Origin of the sequence: Bradyrhizobium sp. CB82, from assembly GCF_029714405.1 — a bacterium.
GTDB lineage: Bacteria > Pseudomonadota > Alphaproteobacteria > Rhizobiales > Xanthobacteraceae > Bradyrhizobium.
The window spans coordinates 4,578,779-4,600,748 of record NZ_CP121650.1; the positions used below are offsets into that span (position 1 = coordinate 4,578,779).

The 21,970-nt window shown below is 64.3% G+C and carries 19 protein-coding genes; 12 read left to right on the forward strand and 7 right to left on the reverse strand.

Annotated elements, in window-relative coordinates; genetic code table 11:
• Positions 1-128 precede the first annotated feature (128 nt).
• Positions 129-3,956 carry a DUF3971 domain-containing protein gene (locus tag QA640_RS22140; protein WP_283042858.1) on the forward strand — a complete coding sequence of 1,276 codons (3,828 nt, stop codon included), beginning with the start codon at positions 129-131 and terminating at the stop codon, positions 3,954-3,956.
• A 263-nt stretch (positions 3,957-4,219) separates the two neighbouring features.
• Here QA640_RS22140 and QA640_RS22145 read toward each other — a convergent pair whose 3' ends face one another.
• The 3 genes from QA640_RS22145 to tyrS form a co-directional block, all read right to left on the reverse strand.
• A complete protein-coding gene (locus tag QA640_RS22145) occupies positions 4,220-4,651 on the reverse strand; it encodes a DoxX family protein (protein WP_283042693.1) in 432 nt (143 codons plus the stop codon).
• 199 nt (positions 4,652-4,850) lie between these two features.
• Positions 4,851-6,110 carry an MFS transporter gene (locus tag QA640_RS22150; protein ID WP_283042694.1) on the reverse strand — a complete coding sequence of 420 codons (1,260 nt, stop codon included), beginning with the start codon at positions 6,108-6,110 and terminating at the stop codon, positions 4,851-4,853.
• A 57-nt stretch (positions 6,111-6,167) separates the two neighbouring features.
• Positions 6,168-7,421 carry a tyrosine--tRNA ligase gene (gene tyrS, locus QA640_RS22155; protein ID WP_283042695.1) on the reverse strand — a complete coding sequence of 418 codons (1,254 nt, stop codon included), beginning with the start codon at positions 7,419-7,421 and terminating at the stop codon, positions 6,168-6,170.
• A gap of 161 nt (positions 7,422-7,582) precedes the next feature.
• Between tyrS and QA640_RS22160 the strand changes: the two genes are divergently transcribed.
• Both QA640_RS22160 and QA640_RS22165 read left to right on the forward strand, forming a co-directional pair.
• Positions 7,583-8,686, forward strand: a complete 1,104-nt coding sequence (locus QA640_RS22160) for an anhydro-N-acetylmuramic acid kinase (protein WP_283042696.1) — start codon at positions 7,583-7,585, stop codon at positions 8,684-8,686.
• Positions 8,687-8,780: 94 nt separating this feature from the next.
• Positions 8,781-9,458, forward strand: coding sequence for a glutathione S-transferase family protein (locus QA640_RS22165; RefSeq protein WP_283042697.1), 678 nt, complete (start codon positions 8,781-8,783; stop codon positions 9,456-9,458).
• Positions 9,459-9,474: 16 nt separating this feature from the next.
• Here the strand turns inward: QA640_RS22165 and QA640_RS22170 are convergent, their stop codons facing one another.
• Positions 9,475-9,987 (reverse strand): DUF1697 domain-containing protein, encoded by a 513-nt coding sequence (locus tag QA640_RS22170; RefSeq protein ID WP_283042698.1) that lies wholly within the window; start codon positions 9,985-9,987, stop codon positions 9,475-9,477.
• A gap of 9 nt (positions 9,988-9,996) precedes the next feature.
• Positions 9,997-10,644 carry an alpha/beta hydrolase gene (locus QA640_RS22175; protein WP_027524593.1) on the reverse strand — a complete coding sequence of 216 codons (648 nt, stop codon included), beginning with the start codon at positions 10,642-10,644 and terminating at the stop codon, positions 9,997-9,999.
• A 419-nt stretch (positions 10,645-11,063) separates the two neighbouring features.
• Here QA640_RS22175 and QA640_RS22180 point away from each other — a divergent pair, with 419 nt between their 5' ends.
• The 9 genes from QA640_RS22180 to QA640_RS22220 all read left to right on the forward strand — a co-directional run bounded on the left by QA640_RS22180 (position 11,064) and on the right by QA640_RS22220 (position 19,087).
• Entirely contained in the window at positions 11,064-11,432 is a 369-nt protein-coding gene (locus QA640_RS22180) for a hypothetical protein (protein ID WP_283042699.1), read from the forward strand.
• Between the two features lie 51 nt (positions 11,433-11,483).
• Complete coding sequence (locus QA640_RS22185; RefSeq protein ID WP_283042700.1) at positions 11,484-12,623, forward strand: cysteine desulfurase family protein; 1,140 nt, start codon at positions 11,484-11,486, stop codon at positions 12,621-12,623.
• A 113-nt stretch (positions 12,624-12,736) separates the two neighbouring features.
• The gene (gene sufB / locus QA640_RS22190) at positions 12,737-14,233 is read left to right on the forward strand and encodes a Fe-S cluster assembly protein SufB (protein ID WP_283042701.1); all 1,497 of its coding nucleotides are present in this window, start codon (positions 12,737-12,739) and stop codon (positions 14,231-14,233) included.
• Positions 14,234-14,295: 62 nt separating this feature from the next.
• Positions 14,296-15,048 (forward strand): Fe-S cluster assembly ATPase SufC, encoded by a 753-nt coding sequence (gene sufC, locus QA640_RS22195; protein WP_283042702.1) that lies wholly within the window; start codon positions 14,296-14,298, stop codon positions 15,046-15,048.
• A gap of 11 nt (positions 15,049-15,059) precedes the next feature.
• Positions 15,060-16,367, forward strand: coding sequence for a Fe-S cluster assembly protein SufD (gene sufD / locus QA640_RS22200; RefSeq protein ID WP_283042703.1), 1,308 nt, complete (start codon positions 15,060-15,062; stop codon positions 16,365-16,367).
• Positions 16,364-17,611, forward strand: coding sequence for a cysteine desulfurase (locus tag QA640_RS22205; protein ID WP_283042704.1), 1,248 nt, complete (start codon positions 16,364-16,366; stop codon positions 17,609-17,611). Before sufD ends, QA640_RS22205 begins: the two co-directional genes overlap by 4 nt.
• Positions 17,608-17,979 (forward strand): SUF system Fe-S cluster assembly protein, encoded by a 372-nt coding sequence (locus tag QA640_RS22210; protein ID WP_027553631.1) that lies wholly within the window; start codon positions 17,608-17,610, stop codon positions 17,977-17,979. Before QA640_RS22205 ends, QA640_RS22210 begins: the two co-directional genes overlap by 4 nt.
• Before the next feature lie 40 nt (positions 17,980-18,019).
• Complete coding sequence (locus QA640_RS22215; protein WP_283042705.1) at positions 18,020-18,427, forward strand: iron-sulfur cluster assembly accessory protein; 408 nt, start codon at positions 18,020-18,022, stop codon at positions 18,425-18,427.
• Positions 18,428-18,643: 216 nt separating this feature from the next.
• A complete protein-coding gene (locus QA640_RS22220) occupies positions 18,644-19,087 on the forward strand; it encodes a TfoX/Sxy family protein (RefSeq protein WP_283042706.1) in 444 nt (147 codons plus the stop codon).
• Positions 19,088-19,207: 120 nt separating this feature from the next.
• Here the strand turns inward: QA640_RS22220 and QA640_RS22225 are convergent, their stop codons facing one another.
• Positions 19,208-20,275 (reverse strand): GGDEF domain-containing protein, encoded by a 1,068-nt coding sequence (locus QA640_RS22225; protein WP_283042707.1) that lies wholly within the window; start codon positions 20,273-20,275, stop codon positions 19,208-19,210.
• 103 nt (positions 20,276-20,378) lie between these two features.
• Positions 20,379-21,869 carry a DEAD/DEAH box helicase gene (locus QA640_RS22230; RefSeq protein WP_283042708.1) on the reverse strand — a complete coding sequence of 497 codons (1,491 nt, stop codon included), beginning with the start codon at positions 21,867-21,869 and terminating at the stop codon, positions 20,379-20,381.
• Between the last annotated feature and the right edge of the window lie 101 nt (positions 21,870-21,970).

The following is a 21,970-nucleotide window of genomic DNA, read 5'->3' on the forward strand; positions in this document are numbered from 1 at the left end:
CCTTGGCTGGGCAAGTCTGACGACGCCGGAGTATGGTTACAAGGAATTCCAAGTACCACCCCACTGCTCGTTGAACGCGCTCTCGGGGCGACATGACGAACAGCAGGAATATCAAGGGAATGGCGGCAATGCCGGCGCAGGGGCGTTTGGTCCCCGTGGACGGCTGCGGCCCCGGCGGCGCTCAATCCAAAGAGGGGCGCCTGTATCGAGAGGCAATGTCTAGGAATACGTCGCCCCAAGATCATAACCGTGATCACAACGGGGCCTTCAATAACCGGGACCTCGATCGGCGCGCCGGAGTGTTGGACTCTCCGGAATGGGATGACATCGATTGGGATCCGGACCAAGAGGCGGCGGGCCACCGGGCGCGCCGGCTATTGTCGCGTTCCGATTCCCGCTTCCATCGCCTGGGTGACCGCTTCGGCGCGTTCGGGCGCTGGCTTGCGGCTGATCGCTGGGTCAAGCGGCTCGCCCTCGTCACCGGCACGCTCGTCTTCATCTTCGTCTGTTGTTTCGCCACGCTGTGGTGGCGGCTTGGCGCTGGTCCCATCAATCTCGACATGGCGACGCCATGGCTCGCGGCCGCGATCGAGGACAATATCGGCCACGGCAATACCGTCGAGGTCGGCGGCACCCAGATCGAGCGCGCCGGGCGGATCCGCGTCGCCGTGCGCATTCGCGACATCATCGTCCGCGACCGCGATCACGCCATCGTCGCAAGCGCGCCGAAGGCCGAAGTGCGGCTGTCGGGCATGGCGCTCCTGATGGGGCGGCTGCGCGCGGAAAGCCTCAATCTCGTCGATGCCGAGCTCGCGATAAGGATCGCGCCTGACGGCACCGTCACGGTGTCGGCCGGCGACACCGCAAAGCCGCTCGCCACCGGCGTCGCGTCGAAGAAGGAGGCGGGCCTGCCGCCGACCTTCCCGCGTCCGGAATCGGCAACGCCTCCTGCGACCGCTCCGGCCACGCCGTCCGGTCAGGACGCGGCTGCAGCGTCGTCGGCCGGCAGCGGCACGCAGAGCGGACTGCTTGCCGGGCTCGACTGGCTCGACAGCCTCAGCATGACCGGGCTCGACGGCCAGAACCTCAACGAGATCGGCCTGAAGAACGGCAATCTGATCGTCGATGACCAGCAGCGCGGCAGCAAGTGGAGCTTCGAGAACATCAGCCTCAGCCTGCGCCGGCCGCACGGCGGTGGCGTCGCGCTCAGCTTCGGTGAAGAGGGCGCGCGGCCATGGTCGCTCCGCGCAACGATAGGTCCTGCCGAGAACGGCGTGCGCTCGGTCGATATCCGGGCCGACAAGGTCTCGACCTCGAACATCCTGCTGGCGTTGCGGTTGAAGGACCTGACCTACAATGCCGACCTGCCGCTGACCGGCGAACTCAAGGGCGAGCTCGGCCGCGACGGCCTGCCGACATTCTTCCGCGGCAAGGTTCTCATCGGGGCGGGCAACATCATCGACACCGATACGCCGGACTATCCGATGGCGATCGACTCGGCCGAGATCAACGTCGAATGGGACGCCGGGCGCCGGGTGCTGGTGGCACCGTTCAAGATCATCTCCGGCGCCAACCGGGTCACGCTGCTCGCGCATCTCGAGCCGCCCAATGGCACCACCAACGACTGGCAGCTCGGGTTCAGCGGCGGATCGATCCTGCTCGGCGGCATCGACAATGACGCGCCGCTGGTCTTCAACCGCATCGCCATCGGCTTCCGTTTCGACATCGATCACAAGCGCGTCGTGCTGACGCAGGCCGACATCAGCAATGGCGAGATCGGCGTCGCCGGGACCGGCGCCATCGACTATTCCGGCGAGCCGCGGCTGATGCTGGGCTTTGCGGGCACGCCGATGTCGGCGTCCGCGCTCAAGCGGATGTGGCCGACGCTGATCGTGCCGGAGCTGCGCGAATGGGTGATCGAGCGGATCGAGCGCGGCACGCTCCAGCGCATCGAGGTCGGCGTCAACTCGCCGGTGCGCAATCTCCCGCGCAAGGGACCGCCGATCCCAGATGACGGCCTGTCGGTCAACATCGTTGCCAGCGGCGTCGCGGTTCACCCGGTGGACGGCATGCCTTCGGTGCACGACGCCGACCTCAAAGCGCACATCACCGGTCGCACCGCGACGGTGACGATCGGGCAGGGCATTGCCGATACGCCGGCGGGGCGCAAGATCACCTTTTCGGACTTCACCTTCGAGGTGCCGGACATGGCGATAAAGCCGTCGCCGTCGCGCAGCAGATTCCGCGTCGATGGTCCGGTGCCGGCGGCTGCGGAAATTCTCGCCAATGATCGCCTGAGCGATCTATCCGCCACCGTCGTCGATCCCAACACCAGCAAAGGCACGTTCTCGGCCAACATCACGCTCGCCATGCCGGTGAAGGGCGAGCTGACCAAGGCGGATACGAGCTACAGCGTCACCGCCGACCTCAACGGCTTTGCCGCCGACAAGATCGTGATGAACCAGAAGCTCGAGGCCAACAGCCTCAAGATCGTCGCCAGCAACCAGGGCTACCAGGTCAAGGGCGACGTCAAGATCAACGGGCAGGCGGCCTCGCTCGATTACCGCAAGCCGGCCGACGGCGATGCCGACGTCAAATTGCAGGCCACGCTCGACGATGCGAGCCGCGCCCGTCTCGGCTTCGACCTGAGTCCCGCCGTCAGCGGTTCGCTGCCGGTCAAGGTCTCAGGCAAGATCGCGAGCGGGCCCGAGCAGACCACGCGCCTCGGCATCGAAGCCGACCTGACCTCGCTCAAGCTCGACAACCTCCTGCCGGGCTGGGTGAAGCTGCCGGGCAAATCGGGCAAGGCCAGCTTCAAGGTGGTGCCTTCAGCGCAATCGACGCGGCTCGAGGACATCGTCGTCGAAGGCGCGGGCGTCTCGATCAAGGGCTCGCTCGAGGTCGACCAGAACGGCGATCTCATGAATGCGAACTTCCCGACCTATTCGCCGTCCGACGGCGACAAGGCATCGCTCAGGGTCGAGCGCGGTCCCGACGGCGTGGTGAGAGGCACCATGCGCGGCGACGTGTTCGACGGTCGCGGCTTCCTGAAGTTGGCGATATCAGGCAATTCCGGCAAGGACGACAACAAGAGCAAGCTGAGGAACGTCGACTTCGACATCGACATCAAGTTAGGTGCGGTCGCCGGCTTCAATGGCGAGGCGATGCGCAGCGTCGATGCCAAGATGTCGCGGCGGAGCGGAGCCGTGAAGGCTTTCACGCTGAACGGCAAGATCGGCCGCGACACGCCGGTGACGGCGGATTTGCGTGGCGGGCGTGCGCAGGGCAGCCGCGAGGTGATCTATCTCCAGACCAACGACGCCGGCGCCTTCCTGCGCTTCTCCGACACCACCAACAAGGTGTTCGGCGGCCAGATGGTGGTGGCGATGGAGCCGCCGACGTCGGAGCCGACGTCGCGGGAAGGTCTCATCAATGTGCGTGACTTCACGGTCAAGGGCATGGAGCAGCTTGATCGCGTTGCGGCGGGCGGCTCCAACGGCACGCAGAGCGGCGTCGCCTTCTCCGCATTGCGCGCTGAATTCACCCGGCAGAACGGCGCGCTCACCATCCGCGACGGCGTCGTCAAGGGGCCGATGATCGGCGCCACCATCGAAGGCGCAATCGACTATCCCGGCAATCAGGTCTGCATGAGCGGGACCTTCGTGCCGATGTACGGCGTGAACAACATCTTCGGCCAGATTCCGTTGTTCGGCATCTTCCTTGGCGGCGGCAACAATGAGGGTCTGATCGGCGTGACCTATGAGGTCGTCGGTACGCCCGCCGCGCCCGTGATGCGAGTCAATCCGATCTCGGCGATGGCGCCGGGCCTATTCCGCAAGATCTTCGAGTTCAACACCGGCAAGCAGAACTCGCCGTTCGACGAGCTGCCGACGCAGTCGGGCGACACGGGATCGTCGCGGCCGGTCCCAAGCGGTTGCAATGTGGCGCGGCGATAGGATGAGCGCGGCGAGGCGTCACGTGCCTGCTTGCGTCCGTTCAGATCGTTAAGAAAATCGGCCCAAGAATATCGGCTCAAGAATACCAGCACAGGGCTTTCGACAAGTGAGCAGCCTCGGCAAGCCCGCAATGAACCGCCTCGTTCACCGTATCATCATGGCCGTGCTGCTGGCCGTGGCACTGGCCGTCATCTGGAACGTGCTCGGCGGGCGATGACGTGGCACCGGCGAGTTCGCCGGTGCCAATGCGCATACAGGCGATCTCAGCGTCGCGCGAAGGCGCCGCTCGGCTCCTCGCCCTCCTTGCGCACCAGCGCGTCCACGCTGATCGGACCGCCGCCGGCCGCGGAGATGTAGAGACAGGCGAAGCAGAACAGGATCGCCGCGGTGCCGCCGTTGAGAAGCGGCAGGAATACCGGCGAGCCGCTCTTGAACATGTGGCCGAGGAAATAGGCGAAGGCCATTTCACCCGCCAGGACGAACGCCGAGATCCGCGTGAACAGGCCGATCATCAGGGCGGCACCGAGCACGAGCTCAAGCGCGCCGGCCGCATAGATCAGCGGCGGGATGTCGGCGAAGTAGGGGACCGCCGGAAACTTGAAGATCTTGGCCACGCCGTACTGAAACAGCAGCAGGCCGGTGATGAAGCGAAACAGGCTCAACAGAGCCGGTTGAAACCGAGACATTGAATTCATGTTTTGCGCCCTTCCATCCAATTCCTTAACTCTTCAAACGTATTCGGTTCCCTCCTGCAAGCCATGCGCCGTCAATTCGCGCTGACATTTTCGTCAGTACTGAGAAAAACACCGCAGGCCGGACTTTGAGCCCGGCAGATTCGGCATTTTTCCGTAGTTTCCCGGTTACTACGACGGTTGCAGGTTACTTCCAGTACACTTAACGCCTCAAGGCGGGCACAACCAGAAAGGGAAGCATCCCGAGTACCACGCTCGCAAGTGCGAAGGCGAGCAGCGGTTTGTAGCTCTGGGTCGCGTCGTGGATCAGGCCGCCGCTCCAGGAGCCGAATGCCGAGCCGAGCCCGCTGCCGATCGAGATGCTGCCGTAGATCGTGCCGATCCGCTTGCCGTGAAAGATCTTCATGGCGGTGGCTGAGATCAGCGGTCCCCGCGAGCCCATCATGCTGCCGAAGCTGACGACGAAGCCGGTGAGCAGGAGGGTATTCGGACTGTACTGCAACAGCCACAGGAGGAAGATGCCGAGGATCGAGATCGCGTAGCTCAGCAGCACCGAGGGCCTGCGGCCGATCAGGCCGTCGAGCGCGGAGACTCCTAACATGCCGAATACCAGCACGACGCCGGAAAATCCCCAGGCGGTTGCGGCCTGCAATGGCGGGAAGCCCGCATCGATCAGATAGGCGACGATCTGGGCCGCGATCGAGTACATGCCGACCGCGGTGAAGAAGAAGGTCGAAAACAGCGCCCAGAACGCGTGATGGCGCATCGCGCGGAGCAGCGTCCAACCTTCGTCGACGAAATCGGGATCGGTCTTCTTGACGACATGCGGCGAGCCCGAGGCGAACATCCGCCACGGCAGCAGCAGCAAGGGAAGCAGAAGGCCGAGTGCTGCGAAGCCGAAAATCTCGTAGGTGCCGCGCCAGCCGACATGGTCGATCAGGATTTGCGAGATCGGCAGCAGCACGAGCACGCCGCCGCCCATCGCCGAATAGACCACCGACATCGCGGTCGGCAGGCGGGGGCCGAACCAGCGGCCGAGCAGGATTGAGTTCGGCACGATGCCGATGAAGGCGATGCCGACGCCGACGCAGAGGCCGATCGAGACCTGGAACTGCCAGAGATAGTTTGCGTGCGCCGCGATCAGGAAGGCGGCGCCGAGCAGGAGCAGCCCAAGCGCATAGACGCTGCGCGGTCCGGAATGGTCGAACAACCGTCCGACGAAGGGCGCAGTGAGGCCGCTCGCGAGCCAGGTCAGTGAGTAGACCGAGACGATCTGCGCGCGATCCCAGCCGAAACTTTCCGAGATCGGCTTCAGGAACACCGTGAAGCTGTCGCCGAGCCCGCGCCCGAACACCGACAGCGTGAAGCACAGCGCGAGCACGACGAGGGCAATTCGCACCGGCGCGCCCGACTGTGCCGCGGCGTCGCGCTGAGCGTTCCCTATGGGCGTGTTCTGATCCATTGCCCGTCAGGGAGCGCGCTTCCGCGCGCCCTGACAAGCAGTGAAAACCTCATACGCCTATGCAGGCCGGACGAGGACGTGCTTCTTCTTGCCGAGCGAGAGCTTGATCACGCCCTCCGGTGTGAGATGGGCCGGCGTAAGCGTCATCTTTTCGTCGGTGACAGGCTCGTCATTGACTCTGAGGCCGCCGCCCTTGATCTGACGCCGCGCTTCGCCGTTGGAGGCCACGAGGCCCGCCTTGACGAAGGCGTTGAGCACGCCCAGACCGGCCTCAAGTTCGCTACGCGGAATTTCGATCGTCGGAAGGCTCTCGGCCAACGCACCTTCCTCGAACGTCCGCCGCGCGGTTTCGGCCGCCTGGTTCGCCGCGTCGCGGCCATGCAACAGCGCGGTGGCTTCCGTGGCGAGCACCTTCTTGGCCTCGTTGATCTCCGAGCCCTGGAGCGCCTCGAGCTTCCTGATCTCACTCATCGGCAGTGTCGTGAACAGCTTTAGGAACTTGCCGACGTCGGCGTCCTCGGTGTTGCGCCAGTACTGCCAGAAATCGTAAGGGCTGAACTGGTCGGCGTTGAGCCACACCGCGCCTTGTGCCGTCTTGCCCATCTTGGCGCCGGAGGCCGTCGTGAGCAGCGGCGTCGTCAGCGCGAAGAGTTGCGGGGTCCCCATGCGGCGGCCGAGATCGACGCCCATGATGATGTTGCCCCACTGGTCGGAGCCGCCCATCTGCAACCGGCAGCCGGCGCGCTGCGAAAGCTGCACGAAGTCGTAGGCCTGGCAGACCATGTAGTTGAACTCGATGAAGCTCATCTCCTGCTCGCGCTCGAGGCGCAGCCGTACGGAGTCCATGGTCAGCATGCGGTTGACCGAAAAATGCTTGCCGACGTCGCGCAGCATCTCGATCCAGTTCAGCTTGGTCAGCCACTCCGCATTGTCGAGCATCACGGCATCGCTGGCACCGTCGCCGTAGTGCAGCACCTTGGCGAACACGCCGCGGATCGAGACCTTGTTGGCCTCGATCTCGGCGATCGAGCGCATGGCGCGCGTCTCGTCCTTGCCGGAGGGATCGCCGACCATGGTGGTGCCGCCGCCCATCAGCGTGATAGGCTTGTTGCCGGACTGCTGGAGCCAGTACAGCATCATCATGGTCAGGAAGTTGCCGATATGCAGCGACGGCGCGGTGCAATCGTAGCCGACATAGGCCGTCGCCTCGCCCTTGGCGGCGAGCGCGTCCAGCCCCTCGAAATCGGAGCACTGATGGATGAAACCCCGTTCCTGCAAAATATTGAGGAAATCCGATTTAAATGCGCTCATCTGTCGTCGGCTCTGATCATTCTTATTTTACGGTAATTGCGGCCAGTTGCGGAACCCGGAAGGAACGGACTGCCGCGGAACGGCGCGCTGTGGCATTATAAGATGTGCTTGTTTGATACAAGCCAGGCGTCGGGGTAGGGAGACGTCGAGGCTTACTTGAGATGATGTTAACCGCACTCGGTCTGATGAGCGGGACCTCGCTTGACGGGGTCGACGTTGCACTGATCGAAACGGATGGAAAGCAGATCAAGGCGTTCGGGCCGTCCGGCTACCGGCCTTACAGCAATGCCGAGCGCAGCCTGCTGCGCCAGGCGCTCACCGAGGCTGTCCATTTGCCGCGGCGCGATGCCCGGCCGGGGGTTCTGGCCGAGGCCGAACGCGCGGTGACGCTGGCCCATGCCGAGGCGGTCGCCGCCTTCACGGCTCAGAACCGGATGAAGCCGGAGGAGATCGACATCGTCGGCTTCCACGGCCAGACCGTGCTGCACCGTCCCGAGCGGCGGATGACGGTGCAGATCGGCGACGCAGCGGCGCTCGCCAAGGCGATCCATATTCCCGTGATGCATGATTTCCGCGCCGCCGACGTCGAGGCCGGCGGGCAGGGCGCCCCCTTCGTGCCGGTCTACCATCGGGCGCTAGCGCAATCGCTGGAGCGCGAGGGGCCGATCGTCGTCGTCAATATCGGCGGCGTCTCCAACATCACCTATATCGACGGCATCGACACGCTGATCGCCTGCGATACTGGTCCCGGCAACGCACTGCTCGACGACTTCATGTACCGCACCATGAATCAGGCGTTTGACACCGAGGGCAAGTTCGCCGCGCTCGGCAAGGCCAATGAGGCCTGGATCGCGCGGGCGCTGGAACTGCCGTTCTTCGCACTGCCGCCGCCGAAATCGCTCGACCGCAACGATTTCGCCGCGCTGAAGCTTGGTGATGTACAGCCGGCCGATGGGGCGGCAACGCTCACCGCCTTCACCGCTGCGGCGATCGCCCGCATCATCCCGCTATTGCCGAGGCGGCCGCGGAGCTGGATCGTGTGCGGCGGCGGCGCGCGCAACCTCACCATGCTGCGCATGCTGCGGGAGCGCGTTGGTTCGGCGACCGTTGAGGCCGCCGAAACGCTCGGCTGGGCGTCCGATGCCATCGAGGCGCAGGCCTTCGGCTTCCTGGCGGCGCGCGGCTTGAAGGGTCTGCCGCTGTCCTACCCGGCCACCACGGGGGTGCCGATGCCGATGACGGGCGGAGTGATCGCAAGGCCTTAGATCACGGTTGGTTGATGCAGATGCATCGACCTTGACGGTTTCATGCAAATGCATCTATGTTGATGCGATTGCATGAACCGTCAGGATCTCCGTCATGACTGCAGCCCTCAAACTAATCAGCCACAAGCTTTGCCCCTATGTGCAGCGCGCCGTGATTGCGCTGACCGAGAAGGGCGTGCCGTTCGAGCGGGTCGACATCGATCTCGCCAACAAGCCGGACTGGTTCTTGAAGATATCGCCGCTCGGCAAGGTGCCCGTGCTGGTGGTCGCAACCGAAGAGGGCGAGGTGGCGCTGTTCGAGAGCAATGTGATCTGCGAATACATCGAGGAGACACAAGGGGGTGGCAAGCTGCATCCGGCCGACGCGCTCAAGCGCGCCGAGCACCGTGCCTGGATGGAGTTCGGCTCCGCGATCCTCGGCGATCTCTGGGGGCTGGAGACGGCGACCGATCCGGCCGTGTTCGACAGCAAGCGGCGGGCGATTGCGGGCAAGTTCGCGCGCGTCGAGGCCGCGCTTGGCGCCGGCCCGTTCTTCGCCGGCGCACCGTTCAGCCTGGTCGACGCCGTCTTCGCGCCGATCTTCCGTTACTTCGACGTGTTCGATGAGCTCGCCGAATTGGGCATCTTCGAGGATTTGCCGAAGGTCAGCGCATGGCGCGCAGAGCTTGCCAGGCGTCCGAGCGTTCGCACCGCCGTGGGTGCCGACTATCCGCAATTGCTGCGCGCCTTCCTCGTGCGTCACGACGCGCATCTGTTGAAGCTCGCCGCTTGAAGCGGCTCCCCAGCCGTCACAGCTCTGCGGCCATCTTCGCCAGCGTCGCGATCGTGTTCATGTTGCGGGCAGTGCCGGTCTTCGCGGCGGGGATGACGAGCTTCGACGTCCCCATGCCGTCGCCATAGTGGACATAGATCTCGCGGCGGCCGAGGCGAACTTCCTCATTCTTCTGACTGCGGATGCCGGCGAGTGCGTCTGCCGGCGGGGCCTTGTCGAGGAAGATCGCGACGGTGCGGTTGGGCGCGGCCTTCGGGAAGGGATTGTCGGCCGCGACCTGCGCCATCTCTTCTGCGCTGCGCAGCAGCACACCGACCGGCGCGCCGGCGTAGGCGTGTAGTCGCTTCTCCAGAGCGGCCTTGATCGCGGCCTCGGATTTGCGGCTGGTGAACACCACATTGCCGCTCGCGATATAGGTGCGCACGGCGGCAAGGCCGAGCTCCTCGCACATCGCCTTGAGCTCGCTCATCGGCAGCTTGCCGGTGCCGCCGACATTCACGGCACGGAGCAAGGCAACGAACGAGCCCATGTGAGGCCTTTAGCGCACGTTGGCGAGCCGCATGTCGAGATAGGCGGTGATGGTCTCCATCAACGGCTCGAGCTTGCCGTCGAAGAAGTGGTTGGCGCCGGGGATGACCTGCTGGTCAATCACGATGCCCTTCTGCGTCTTCAGCTTCTCGACCAGCGTGTTGACGTCCTTGGGCGGCACCACCGCGTCCTTCTCGCCGTGTACGATCAGCCCTGAAGACGGGCAGGGTGCGAGGAAGGAGAAGTCATAGAGATTGGCTGGCGGCGCGATCGAAATAAAACCTTCGACCTCGGGTCGGCGCATCAGGAGCTGCATGCCGATCCAGGCGCCGAAGGAGAAGCCGGCGACCCAGCAGGCGCGCGCTTCGGGATTGATGGTCTGTGCCCAATCGAGCGCTGCGGCGGCATCGGACAATTCGCCGGTGCCGTGATCGAATGAGCCCTGGCTGCGGCCGACGCCACGGAAGTTGAAGCGCAGCACGGAGAAGCCGCGATGTGCGAAGGCGTAGTAGCACTGGTACACGATCTGGTGGTTCATCGTGCCGTGAAACTGCGGATGCGGATGCAGGATCATCGCGATCGGCGCGTTCTTCTGCTTGGCCGGATGGTAGCGGCCTTCGAGACGGCCTGCGGGGCCGGCGAAAATGACTTCAGGCATGATGGTCTCTTGATTGATTCCCTCGAGATGATCCTCAGCAATCAACCGATTGTGGCGGCTTCGCCGGCTGCAAAGCCGACGAAAGCGCGAATTGGAGTGGAAGGGCGCCCTCGGATGATGCGCGAGTGGCGCACGGTGACTTGACGCGCGCGTTCTAACATAGGCTGAGGGTCAAAAAGCAAGCTTCTTCGACATCTCGTAATGCACTCAAGAGCTTAGCTGGTCATCTCGGCATCAGGAGTGCTCCGCCGCATGCGGCAAATCGACGACGAAAACCGGCGCTGAGGTCAGGCGCCACAGTTAAACAATTGGAATCACGGCGATTTTATCGATCGTCCGGCAGTCCTGGAGCGATTCATTCAGGAGCCGTTCGACCGCCGAGCGAGGCAACCGCTGACCGGTACGCCGGCTGCCCTGGAGTGTCGTCGCCGCTGCTGAAGAAGTGCGCCAGCATCGCCTACGGCTGCTATCAGTGGCTCGCAATGGCTGCGGTGCTCGGTTTCGCACGGCGGCGCTTCACGGCCGACGGACCCGTGCGCCGTTATCTCACGGACGCTATCTTCCTGTACTCCATCGTGCATCAGACCGCGATCCTCATGATCGCGCATGGATTGCATGACGGCGGCTTGTCGGCCGGGATCGAGGCCTCCATCATCATCGTCGGCACCGCGCTCACATGTGTGGTCACATATGAGATCGCGCGGCGCATCGCCTGGCTGCGGCCGCTGTTCGGATTGCGGAGCGGGCCGCGCCACCCGGCCGGGATCGCGCAGCAGCAGCCAGCCTGATGCGGGCGGGGTTCCGATTGGCGCGATGGCAAAAGGTGCTAAGAGGGCGGCATGCCGACCCGCGTCTATCTCGACTGGAATGCGACCACGCCGCTGCGCCCCGAGGCGCGGGCGGCGATGGTCGCGGCCTATGATCTGGTCGGCAATCCGTCCTCGGTGCATGCCGAGGGGCGGGAGGCGCGGCGGCTGGTCGAGGTGGCGCGCGCGGCGCTGGCCGGGGCCGTCGGGGCCTTGCCGCGGAATGTGGTCTTCACCTCCGCGGGAACCGAGGCCAACATGCTGGCGCTGTCGCCGGGTCTGCGAGGCCCGTCGGGCGGTCCGGTCGAACGGCTTCTGGTGTCCGCCATCGAGCACGCCTCCGTGCTGGCAGGCGGAAGGTTTCCGGCCAACGCCATTAGTCAGATCCGGGTGACGCGGTCTGGCGTCGTCGATCTCGACCACCTCAAGGCGCTGATCGGTTCCGGGCCGCCGGCGCTGGTGTCGATCATGGCTGCCAACAACGAAACCGGCGCACTTCAGCCGGTGACGGAGGCGGCGCGGATCGCCCATGAGGCAGGGGGGCTCCTGCACGTCGACGCGATTCAGGCGCTTGGCAAGATACCATTTGATATCAAAGAGGTAGGAGCCGATCTTGCCACCTTCTCTGCACACAAGATCGGCGGCCCAAAGGGCATCGGCGCGCTGGTCCTGGCCGGGGACGTGACGGGGCTCGAACCGGTGCTGCGGGGTGGCGGGCAGGAGCTCGGCCGCCGTGCAGGAACCGAGAACGTTGCCGGCATTGCCGGCTTTGGCGCGGCGGTGGGGGCGGTCGTTCAGGCTCTGGCGAAGGATGCGGAGCATCTTCGAAGCCTCCGGAATCGCTTGGAAAATGGGCTGCGAACCGTGCCCGGCACGATGATTTTCTCGGACGATGCTAGGCGGTTGCCTAATACCACCTTGTTTACGGGACCGGGGATGAAGGCCGAGACCGCCGTGATCGGCTTCGACCTCGAAGGCATCGCCGTGTCCTCAGGCTCGGCCTGTTCTTCGGGGAAGGTACAGCCGTCCCACGTGCTCTCCGCCATGGGATTCGACCCCAAAACCGCCCAGGGAGCGGTGCGCCTCAGTCTGGGCTGGTCCACGCAGGAGGCGGACATCAATCGTACCCTGGAGGCTTGGCGAAAGCTCGGTAATACCCTACTTAAGGGATAAGCGACGAAACACGGCTTGAACGGTTCTAAGCGCGTGCTTTCCGCATAGAAACATCGTAATAGTCGTCCGAGTTTGATCCACCGCGGTCCTTGAAACCGCGAGCGGAGGATGGAATGCCAGCCGTACAAGAGACGGTCGAGCGCGTGAAGCGCATCGACGTCGACCAATATCGTTATGGGTTTGAGACCCTGATCGACTCCGAGAAGGCCCCGAAGGGTCTGTCGGAGGAGACCGTAAAATTCATCTCCCAGAAGAAGAACGAACCGGCCTGGATGCTTCAGTGGCGGCTCGAGGCCTATCGGCGCTGGTTGACCATGACCGAGCCGACCTGGGCCCGCGTCGAGTATCCCAAGATCGATTTCCAGGACATCCACTATTACGCGGCGCCGAGGCCGAAGAAGACGGTTTCCTCGCTTGATGAGATCGATCCGGAGATCCTGAAAACCTACGAGAAGCTGGGCATTCCCTTGCGGGAAGTCGCCATGCTCGAAGGCGTCGAGCCGAAGGTGGGGGAGGAGGATCCGGCCCGGCGCAAGATCGCGGTCGACGCGGTCTTCGATTCGGTGTCCGTTGCGACCACCTTCAAGGCTGAGCTGAAAAAGGCCGGCGTGATCTTCATGCCGATCTCGGAGGCGATCCGCGAGCATCCCGAGCTGGTGCAGAAATATCTCGGCTCCGTAGTGCCGACCTCTGACAATTTCTACGCGACGCTGAACTCGGCGGTGTTCTCCGACGGCTCCTTTGTCTACGTGCCGCCGGGCGTGCGCTGCCCGATGGAGCTGTCGACCTATTTCCGCATCAACGAGCGCAACACCGGCCAGTTCGAGCGCACGCTGATCATTGCGGACAAGGGCTCCTACGTCTCCTATCTCGAAGGCTGCACCGCGCCGCAGCGCGATGAGAACCAGTTGCACGCCGCCGTGGTCGAGCTCGTCGCGCTCGACGACGCCGAGATCAAATATTCGACGGTGCAGAACTGGTACCCCGGCAACTCCGAGGGTAAGGGCGGCATCTACAATTTCGTCACCAAGCGTGGCGACTGCCGCGGCAACAACTCCAAGATCTCTTGGACCCAGGTCGAGACCGGCTCGGCCATCACCTGGAAATATCCGAGCTGCATCCTGCGCGGCGACAATTCGAGCGGCGAGTTCTACTCGATCGCGATCTCGAACGGCTTCCAGCAGGTCGATAGCGGCACCAAGATGCTCCATCTCGGCAAGAACACCTCGAGCCGGATCATTTCCAAGGGTATCGCGGCCGGCAAGTCGCAAAACACGTACCGCGGACTCGTCACCGCGCATCGGAAAGCAACCGGCGCCCGCAACTTCACCGCCTGCGACTCGCTGCTCATCGGCGACAAATGCGGCGCGCACACCGTGCCTTACATCGAGGCGAAGAACTCCTCGGCCACCTTCGAGCACGAGGCGACAACCTCAAAAATCTCCGAGGACGTGCTGTTCTACTGCATCCAGCGCGGTCTCAGCCAGGAGGAAGCCGTCGGCCTCGTCGTCAACGGCTTCGTCAAGGACGTGCTCCAGCAGCTCCCGATGGAGTTCGCGGTGGAAGCGCAGAAGCTGATCTCGATCTCGCTTGAAGGGTCGGTCGGTTAATTGCCGGCCCTCGCGGCGCGCCGCGGCGCTCCCTTGATCATTTGAATAGACTGGAAACCAAGATGGCTTTGCTTGAAGTGAAAGATCTGAAGGTTCGCGTCGAGGAGCGTGAGATCCTCCATGGGCTGACGCTGACCGTGAACGAGGGCGAGGTGCACGCGATCATGGGGCCGAACGGCTCGGGTAAGTCGACGCTTTCCCATGTCATCGCGGGCAAGCCCGGCTACGAGGTGACCGACGGCCAGATCCTGTTTAGGGGCGAGGACCTCCTGGAGATGGAACCGGAAGAGCGCGCCGCCAGGGGCGTGTTCCTGGCGTTCCAGTATCCGGTCGAGATTCCCGGCGTCGCCACCATGAACTTCCTGCGCACCGCGCTGAACGCGCAGCGCAAGGCGCGCGGTGAGAGTGAATATTCGACGCCGGACTTCCTGAGGAAGGTCCGCGAGGTCTCGAAGTCGCTGAACATCCCGCAGGATATGCTCAAGCGCGGCGTCAATGTCGGCTTCTCCGGCGGCGAGAAGAAGCGCAACGAAGTGCTCCAGATGGCGCTGTTCGAGCCGAGCCTGTGCATCCTCGACGAGATGGATTCCGGTCTCGACATCGACGCACTGCGCATCGCGGCCGACGGCGTCAATGCGCTGCGCGCGCCCAAGCGCGCGATGGTGGTGATCACCCACTATCAGCGCCTGCTGAATTACATCGTGCCGGATTTCGTGCACGTGATGTCACGCGGCCGCGTCGTGAAGAGCGGCGACAAGCAACTGGCGCTGGAGCTGGAGGAGTCCGGCTACGCCCAGTTCGAGGACGCGGCGTAAGGGATTTTGCGATGAACGTTGCTTTGGCCAAGACCGGGAACGGCCGCGCGGTGAGCGATCTCTTCACCAGCGCCGAGGGCCGGCTGCCCGGTTCGCCCGCGGTCACAGCAGTGCGCCGCGAGGCCTTCGAGACCTATGAGCGTCTCGGCCTGCCGCACCGCCGGATCGAGGAATGGAAATACACTGACCTGCGCGCACTCCTTGGCGAGGTGCTGCCGCTTGCGGCCGCGCCTGACGCCGCAGCGCTGTCGCGCGCGGCCGAAGCCGTGAAGGCACAGGCCTTCGCGGGCGCCCGCAAGCTGGTGCTGGTCGATGGCGTGTTCGCGGCCGATCTGTCGGATTTGAAGGCACTCGCATCCCAGGTCAGCGTCAAGACGCTGCGCGAAACGCTGGAGAAGGAGTCCGGCGACCTGCTCGCGACAGCCTCGACGGACGCGATGATCTCGCTGAACGCGGCGCTGGCGACCGACGGCGTCGTGGTGTCAATTGCGGACGGCGTGCAGCCTTCCGCTCCCCTCCAGATCATCCATGTCGCGACCCTGGCGTCTGCATCCGCCTTCACCCGCTCGCAGTTGCGGATCGGCAAGGGCGTCCGCGCCACCATCATCGAGACCTTCGTCGCGGCCGGCGCCGGCGGCTATCAGGTCAACGACGCCGTCATCGTCTCGATCGGTGATGACGCCGACGTCGCGCATATCCGCCTGATGGACGATGCGCCCGACGCCGTGAACATCACCTCGCAGATCATTACGGTCGGCGCGAATACGAAGCTCAACTTCTTCAACATGACGACCGGCGGCGCCGTGAGCCGCCTGCAAGGTTTCATCACGCTGGCAGGCGAGGGCAGCGAGCTCGCGGTCAACGGCGTGAACCTGCTGAAGAAGACCGAGCATGGCGATACGACGCTGGTCGTCGACCACGCCGTGCCCCATTGCACCAGCCGCGAGATCTTCCGCGCCGTGGTCGACGATCGCGCCCACTCGGTGTTCCAGGGCCGCATCATCGTCCGCCCCGATGCGCAGAAGACCGATGGCAAGATGATGACGCGGGCGTTGCTGCTCTCGGACGAGGCAGAGGCCGACAACAAGCCCGAGCTCGAGATCTTTGCCGATGACGTCTCCTGCGGCCACGGTGCCACCGCCGGCGCGCTGGATGACAGTCTCCTGTTCTATCTGCGCGCCCGCGGGCTGTCCGAGAAGGACGCGCAGGCGCTGCTGATCCAGGCCTTCGTCGGTGAGGCAATCGAGCAGATCGCCGATGATGACCTGCGTGAGCACGTGATCGGCATTGCCGAGCGCTGGCTGGAGCGACGGTCATGAGCACGCATCCGGCGGTCCTGAACGGTTCTTATGACGTCGCGCGGGTGCGCCAGGATTTTCCGGCGCTCGCCCTGCAGGTCTACGGAAAGCCGCTGGTCTATCTCGACAACGCGGCCTCGGCGCAGAAGCCGCAATCCGTGCTCGACCGCATGACGCAGGCCTATACGAGCGAATATGCCAACGTGCATCGCGGCCTGCACTACCTCGCCAATACTGCGACGGAGGCTTACGAGGGCGGCCGCGCCAAGGTCGCGCAGTTTATCAATGCCAGCCGCACCGAAGAGATCATCTTTACGCGCAACGCGACCGAGGCGATCAACCTCGTCGCCTCGTCCTGGGGTGAGCCCAACATCAAAGCTGGCGACGAGATCGTCCTCTCGATCATGGAACACCACTCCAACATCGTGCCCTGGCATTTCCTCAGGGAACGCCACGGCGCGGTGATCAGATGGGCGCCGGTCGACGATGAAGGCAATTTCCTGATCGATGAGTTCGAGAAGCAGCTGACGTCGAAGACCAAGCTCGTCGCGATCACGCAGATGTCGAACGCGCTCGGCACCATCGTGCCGGTCAAGGACGTCGTCAAAATCGCGCACGCCCGCGGCATTCCCGTGCTGGTCGACGGCAGTCAGGGCGCCGTGCATCTGCCGGTCGACGTCCAGGACATCGGCTGCGACTTCTACGTTTTCACCGGGCACAAGGTGTACGGACCGACCGGCATCGGCGTGCTCTGGGCCAAATACGACCACCTCATCGCGATGCGTCCCTATAATGGTGGGGGCGAGATGATCCGCGAGGTCTCCCGCGAAATCGTCACCTATGGCGATCCCCCGCACAAGTTCGAGGCCGGCACACCCGCGATCGTCGAGGCGGTCGGGCTAGGCGCGGCCATCGACTACGTCAACTCGATCGGCAAGGAGCGCATCGCCGCCCACGAGCACGATCTCGTCACCTATGCCCAGGACCGCCTGCGCGAAATCAACTCGTTGCGGCTGATCGGCACAGCGCGCGGCAAGGGCCCGGTGATCTCCTTCGAGCTGAAGGGCGCGCACGCCCATGACGTCGCCACCGTGATCGACCGCCAGGGCATCGCGGTGCGCGCAGGCACTCATTGCGTGATGCCGCTTTTAGAGCGGTTCAACGTGACCGCGACGTGCCGGGCATCCTTCGGCATGTATAATACAAGGGACGAAGTCGACCATCTGGCACAGGCGCTCTTGAAGGCGCGGGATTTGTTCGCATGAGTGACACGGCCGAAATCAAAGCCAATCCGATGGAAACGCATTCCGCGTTGCCGCCGGAGGAGACCGAGCGTCTGACGCGCGAGATCATCGCCGGGCTCAAGACTGTGTTCGATCCGGAAATCCCGGCCGACATCTACGAGCTCGGCCTGATCTACAAGGTCGAGATCAAGGACGACCGCTCCGTCGACGTCTTGATGACGCTGACCACGCCGAACTGCCCGGCCGCCGGCGAGCTGCCGACCATGGTTGAGAATGCGGTTGCCAGCGTTCCCGGCGTCGGCGTGGTCGACGTCAAGGTCGTCTGGGAGCCGGCCTGGTCGCCGGAACGCATGAGCGACGAGGCCCGCCTCGTGCTCAACATGTGGTGAGATCCACATCTGGCATTGAACTTGCTTCGCAACGGACCACATGACTGACATGACCCAGCCGTCACCAGCTACTACCCCCAAGCCGCGGCGCCCGCGCCCGCAGGTGATGCGGCTGACGGATGCCGCCGCGCAGCGCATCACTGAGCTGACGCAGCGTGCGGACTCGGAGATCGTGGGCCTGCGGGTCGGTGTGAAGAACGGTGGCTGCGCCGGGCAGTCCTACACCGTCGAATACGCCCACGAGATCCGCCCAACCGACGAGGTCGTCGAGGACAAGGGCGTCAAGATCCTGGTCGATCCCAAGGCCGTGCTGTTCCTGCTCGGCACCGAGATGGACTACAAGGCTGACAAGATGCAGGCCCAGTTCGTCTTCAACAACCCCAACCAGATTTCCGCCTGTGGCTGCGGCGAGTCGGTTGAACTGCGGCCGGCCAAGGTCGAGGGGTAGCTTCTCCCCAATACTCTCTCGTGTCCCGGACGCGCTAGCAGCGCTCCCCGGCGATGCGCAGTATCGTCCGGTGCGCTGCTGCGCAAAGCTGGGACCCACGCTATAGTCATCGGGTGCAAAAGACTGGCCCCCGGCTCAGCAGCGCCATAGCGTGTCGAAGACGCGCGTCGACGCGCTGATGGCGCGCTGCGCTGCGTTGGGGGCGCGAGGGTGCCCATGGACCGCGAATTCCTGATCGACCTGTTCGCCGATTTCGGCCCCGTCACCATCCGCCGGATGTTTTCCGGCTATGGCATTTCTGCCGACGGCACCAATTTTGCGCTGGCCTTGCGCGCCGGGCTGTTCTTTCGCGCCGATGAAGTAACAATCCCAGGCTTTGAGGCCGAAGGCTCGGCGCCCTTCCAGTACCAGACCCGCGCCAAGACAGTGACAGTGAGTTCCTACTGGCAACTGCCCGCGCGCCTGTTCGACGATTCCGAGGAGCTTGCCGAGTGGGCGAGGGCCGCGCTCGCCGCTGCCCAGCGCGCCAAGGTGAAGAAGCGGCCCCAGAAGAAGGCGGCGGCGAGCAAAGGGATGAAGAAGGCCGCCAAATCTTCGACGAGGGTGAAGAAGCCTGCCAAGAAGGCTGCGGTTCGCAAGCGCGCCAGGCGGAAAGCGTAGCGGTCCGTATGGTGGGCAAAGCGAGCGTGCCCACCGCTGAGAATCGCGATGTAGGAAAGATGGTGGGCACGGCGCGATGCGCCTTTGCCCAATCTACGACTTCCTCAAATGAGGTCGGAGCTAAGCCACCTGGCTGCGCGCTTCGGCGCTGTATTCCGGATCGGCCTCGCAGATCACGCGGTTGCGGCCGTTGCGCTTGGCGGCGTAGAGGCAGGCATCCGCGCGCTCGATCAGGGAGTCCGTGTCGTCGCCCGGCTTCAGCATGGAGACGCCGACCGAGATCGTGACGCGGCCGAGGATCTCGCCGGTCGATTTCTTCTTCAATTCCTTCGCCATCACGGCGCGGCGGATGTGGTCGGCGACCGTGAGCGCCTGGCGCAGCGCGGTGTTGGGCAGCACGACCGCGAACTCCTCGCCGCCATAGCGCGCGGTGATGTCCTGGCCCTTGATGGTCTGCTTCAGCGACAGGCCGACGAGGCGCAGCACCTGGTCGCCGGTGAGGTGGCCGTAGGAATCGTTGAACGACTTGAAGTGGTCGATGTCGAACAACAGCAGCGACAGCGGCTCGCCGTTTGCGAGGGCGTTCTGCACGGCCATGCCGATCATGCGATCGAAATATTTGCGGTTGCCAAGGCCGGTGAGGGGATCGGTGAGGCTCTCGGCGCGGATCGCCTCGAGGCTCTGCTGAAGGTTGCTGATCTCGTTCTTGGACAAGGTCAGCCGGTCCTCCAGCGCCTTGCTTGTCTCGCGCATGTCGCGCGTCGCGCCCAGCAGCGCGTCCACGATCGCCTTGATCTGGTCGCGGTCCCTGGCCGTGGACAGCTTTGCGGCGGCGCCCGACAGGCTCGCATCATAGGATGCGGACATGCCGAGCGCTTCGCTGAGCACCTTCATCACGTCGTCGATTTCGCCGATGACGCGCGCGCCGACCTTGTCGATGCGGTCGGTGGTCTTGATGTGGGAGAGGTAGGTCTCGTAGATCTGCTCGAGATCGGCTTCGGTCAGCCTGCCGTTGCGTGCCAGCGTCTCGTTGATGATCTTGTTCAGGGGAGCGTTGTAGCCGGTGGCGTAGACATACCAGATCTCGTAGTTGCGGGGAATTGCGGTCTGCCTGAGCGATCGGATCTGACCGAGAGCCACCTCGGCGAACGCCATGGTGCGTTCGTGTTCATCGAGCACGTTGACCACTGAACATTCCCCACGGCGATCGGTGCGCCGCCGATCGCTGCAATGCATAAATTATGTTCGTAGGCTAACGGGCGATTCTGAACGACCGGTAAACGGTCGTTTCTCAGGCGCCGGCGGGGGAACGAACAGGTCGCAGCAGGAACGCCGGCAGATGCGAATGATCGCCGGGCTCGCTGTCGGCCTCACGCTGCGGACGGCGCGGCTCGGGCCGGCCGATCGACGGCACGTGCGACGTATTGGCCTGCTGGCGCGAGCCGTGGCGCGGCTCGGGGGCGTGCCTTGCTTCGCGCGCAGGCTTTGGCTCGCGTGCAGGCCTTGCTTCCGGTGCTGGCCTTGCGTCCGAGGCGTGCCTGGCGTCACCGCGCTGCTCATGGCCGCGGCGCGACTTGCCGCGACCGCCGCGGGTCCGCTCCCGGCCACGCGGCTCGCGCGAACGTTCGGTTGGCTCGGCGGACTCGCCGTGGACCTCGAACTCGCCTTCGGCGCGCGGAATGTTCAGGCCGATCAGCTTTTCGATCGCGGCCATCGACTTCTGGTCGAGCGGCGTCACGATCGAGATCGCGGTGCCGGTGCGGCCGGCGCGCCCGGTACGGCCGATGCGGTGAACGTAATCATCGGGATGATGGGGGACGTCGAAATTGAAGACGTGGCTGACCTCGGGGATGTCGAGGCCGCGCGCGGCGACGTCGGAGGCGACTAGCAGTGGCAGCTCGCCTTTGCGAAATTGATCCAGCGCTGCCATGCGGGCCGGCTGGTCCATGTCGCCGTGCAGCGCACCGACGCTGAAGCCGTGCTTCTGGAGCGATTTGTGAACGATCGCGACCTCGCGCTTGCGATTGCAGAAGATGATCGCGTTCTTGAGATCCTTGGCCTCGCGCAGCAGGCGGCGAAGCAGCTCGCGCTTCTCATGTGCCTCGCGCCCCGCAGGCACCTGGGACTGTGTGACGGTCACCGCCGTGGTGGCGGGCTTGGAAACCTCGACCTTCTGCGGATTGTGCAGGAAGGCCTCGGTGATGCGCCGGATCTCCGGCGGCATGGTCGCAGTGAAGAACAGCGTCTGCCGCGTGAAGGGGACCAGCTTGCAGATGCGCTCGATGTCGGGGATGAAGCCCATGTCCAGCATGCGGTCGGCTTCGTCGATGACGAGCAGCTCGACGCCGGTGAGCAGGAGACCGCCGCGCTCGGTATGGTCGAGCAGGCGCCCGGGGGTCGCGATCAGCACGTCGACGCCGCGCGTCAGCTTGGCATCCTGGTCGCCGAAGGAGACGCCGCCGATCAGCAGCGCGACGTTGAGCTTCTGCCCCGCGCCGTAGCGGTCGAAGTTCTCCTTGACCTGGGCGGCGAGCTCGCGGGTCGGCTCGAGGATCAGGGTGCGCGGCATGCGCGCCCGGGCTCTGCCCTTTTCGAGGATGGTGAGCATCGGCAGCACGAAGGCCGCGGTCTTGCCGGTGCCGGTCTGGGCGATGCCGAGCACGTCCTTGCGTGCAAGGACGTGGGGGATCGCCTGTTCCTGAATGGGGGTGGGGTTGGTGTAACCGGTGGCCGCCACTGCGGCGAGGACTTTTTCGGATAGTCCGAGATTTGAAAAGGACATTGAGCCTCTAGTCGAAACCGCCGTTCGGAATCGAGGGGTAATAAGGCTGTCGCGCTCCACCCCGAAACGGCGCGCTCTCAAAGAAGCTGGGGGTGCTGACC

What these genes read in the sequence shown, in the direction of transcription:
- sufB (WP_283042701.1), top strand. Translation starts at nt 12,737, where the DNA reads ATGCCAGCCGTACAAGAGACGGTCGAGCGCGTGAAGCGCATCGACGTC.
- QA640_RS22220 (WP_283042706.1), top strand. Translation starts at nt 18,644, where the DNA reads ATGGACCGCGAATTCCTGATCGACCTGTTCGCCGATTTCGGCCCCGTC.
- QA640_RS22215 (WP_283042705.1), top strand. Translation starts at nt 18,020, where the DNA reads ATGACTGACATGACCCAGCCGTCACCAGCTACTACCCCCAAGCCGCGG.
- QA640_RS22145 (WP_283042693.1), bottom strand. Translation starts at nt 4,651, where the DNA reads ATGAATTCAATGTCTCGGTTTCAACCGGCTCTGTTGAGCCTGTTTCGC.
- tyrS (WP_283042695.1), bottom strand. Translation starts at nt 7,421, where the DNA reads ATGAGCGCATTTAAATCGGATTTCCTCAATATTTTGCAGGAACGGGGT.
- sufC (WP_283042702.1), top strand. Translation starts at nt 14,296, where the DNA reads ATGGCTTTGCTTGAAGTGAAAGATCTGAAGGTTCGCGTCGAGGAGCGT.
- QA640_RS22140 (WP_283042858.1), top strand. Translation starts at nt 129, where the DNA reads ATGCCGGCGCAGGGGCGTTTGGTCCCCGTGGACGGCTGCGGCCCCGGC.
- QA640_RS22210 (WP_027553631.1), top strand. Translation starts at nt 17,608, where the DNA reads ATGAGTGACACGGCCGAAATCAAAGCCAATCCGATGGAAACGCATTCC.
- QA640_RS22230 (WP_283042708.1), bottom strand. Translation starts at nt 21,869, where the DNA reads ATGTCCTTTTCAAATCTCGGACTATCCGAAAAAGTCCTCGCCGCAGTG.
- QA640_RS22170 (WP_283042698.1), bottom strand. Translation starts at nt 9,987, where the DNA reads ATGGGCTCGTTCGTTGCCTTGCTCCGTGCCGTGAATGTCGGCGGCACC.
- QA640_RS22165 (WP_283042697.1), top strand. Translation starts at nt 8,781, where the DNA reads ATGACTGCAGCCCTCAAACTAATCAGCCACAAGCTTTGCCCCTATGTG.
- QA640_RS22150 (WP_283042694.1), bottom strand. Translation starts at nt 6,110, where the DNA reads ATGGATCAGAACACGCCCATAGGGAACGCTCAGCGCGACGCCGCGGCA.
- sufD (WP_283042703.1), top strand. Translation starts at nt 15,060, where the DNA reads ATGAACGTTGCTTTGGCCAAGACCGGGAACGGCCGCGCGGTGAGCGAT.
- QA640_RS22160 (WP_283042696.1), top strand. Translation starts at nt 7,583, where the DNA reads ATGATGTTAACCGCACTCGGTCTGATGAGCGGGACCTCGCTTGACGGG.
- QA640_RS22175 (WP_027524593.1), bottom strand. Translation starts at nt 10,644, where the DNA reads ATGCCTGAAGTCATTTTCGCCGGCCCCGCAGGCCGTCTCGAAGGCCGC.
- QA640_RS22185 (WP_283042700.1), top strand. Translation starts at nt 11,484, where the DNA reads ATGCCGACCCGCGTCTATCTCGACTGGAATGCGACCACGCCGCTGCGC.
- QA640_RS22205 (WP_283042704.1), top strand. Translation starts at nt 16,364, where the DNA reads ATGAGCACGCATCCGGCGGTCCTGAACGGTTCTTATGACGTCGCGCGG.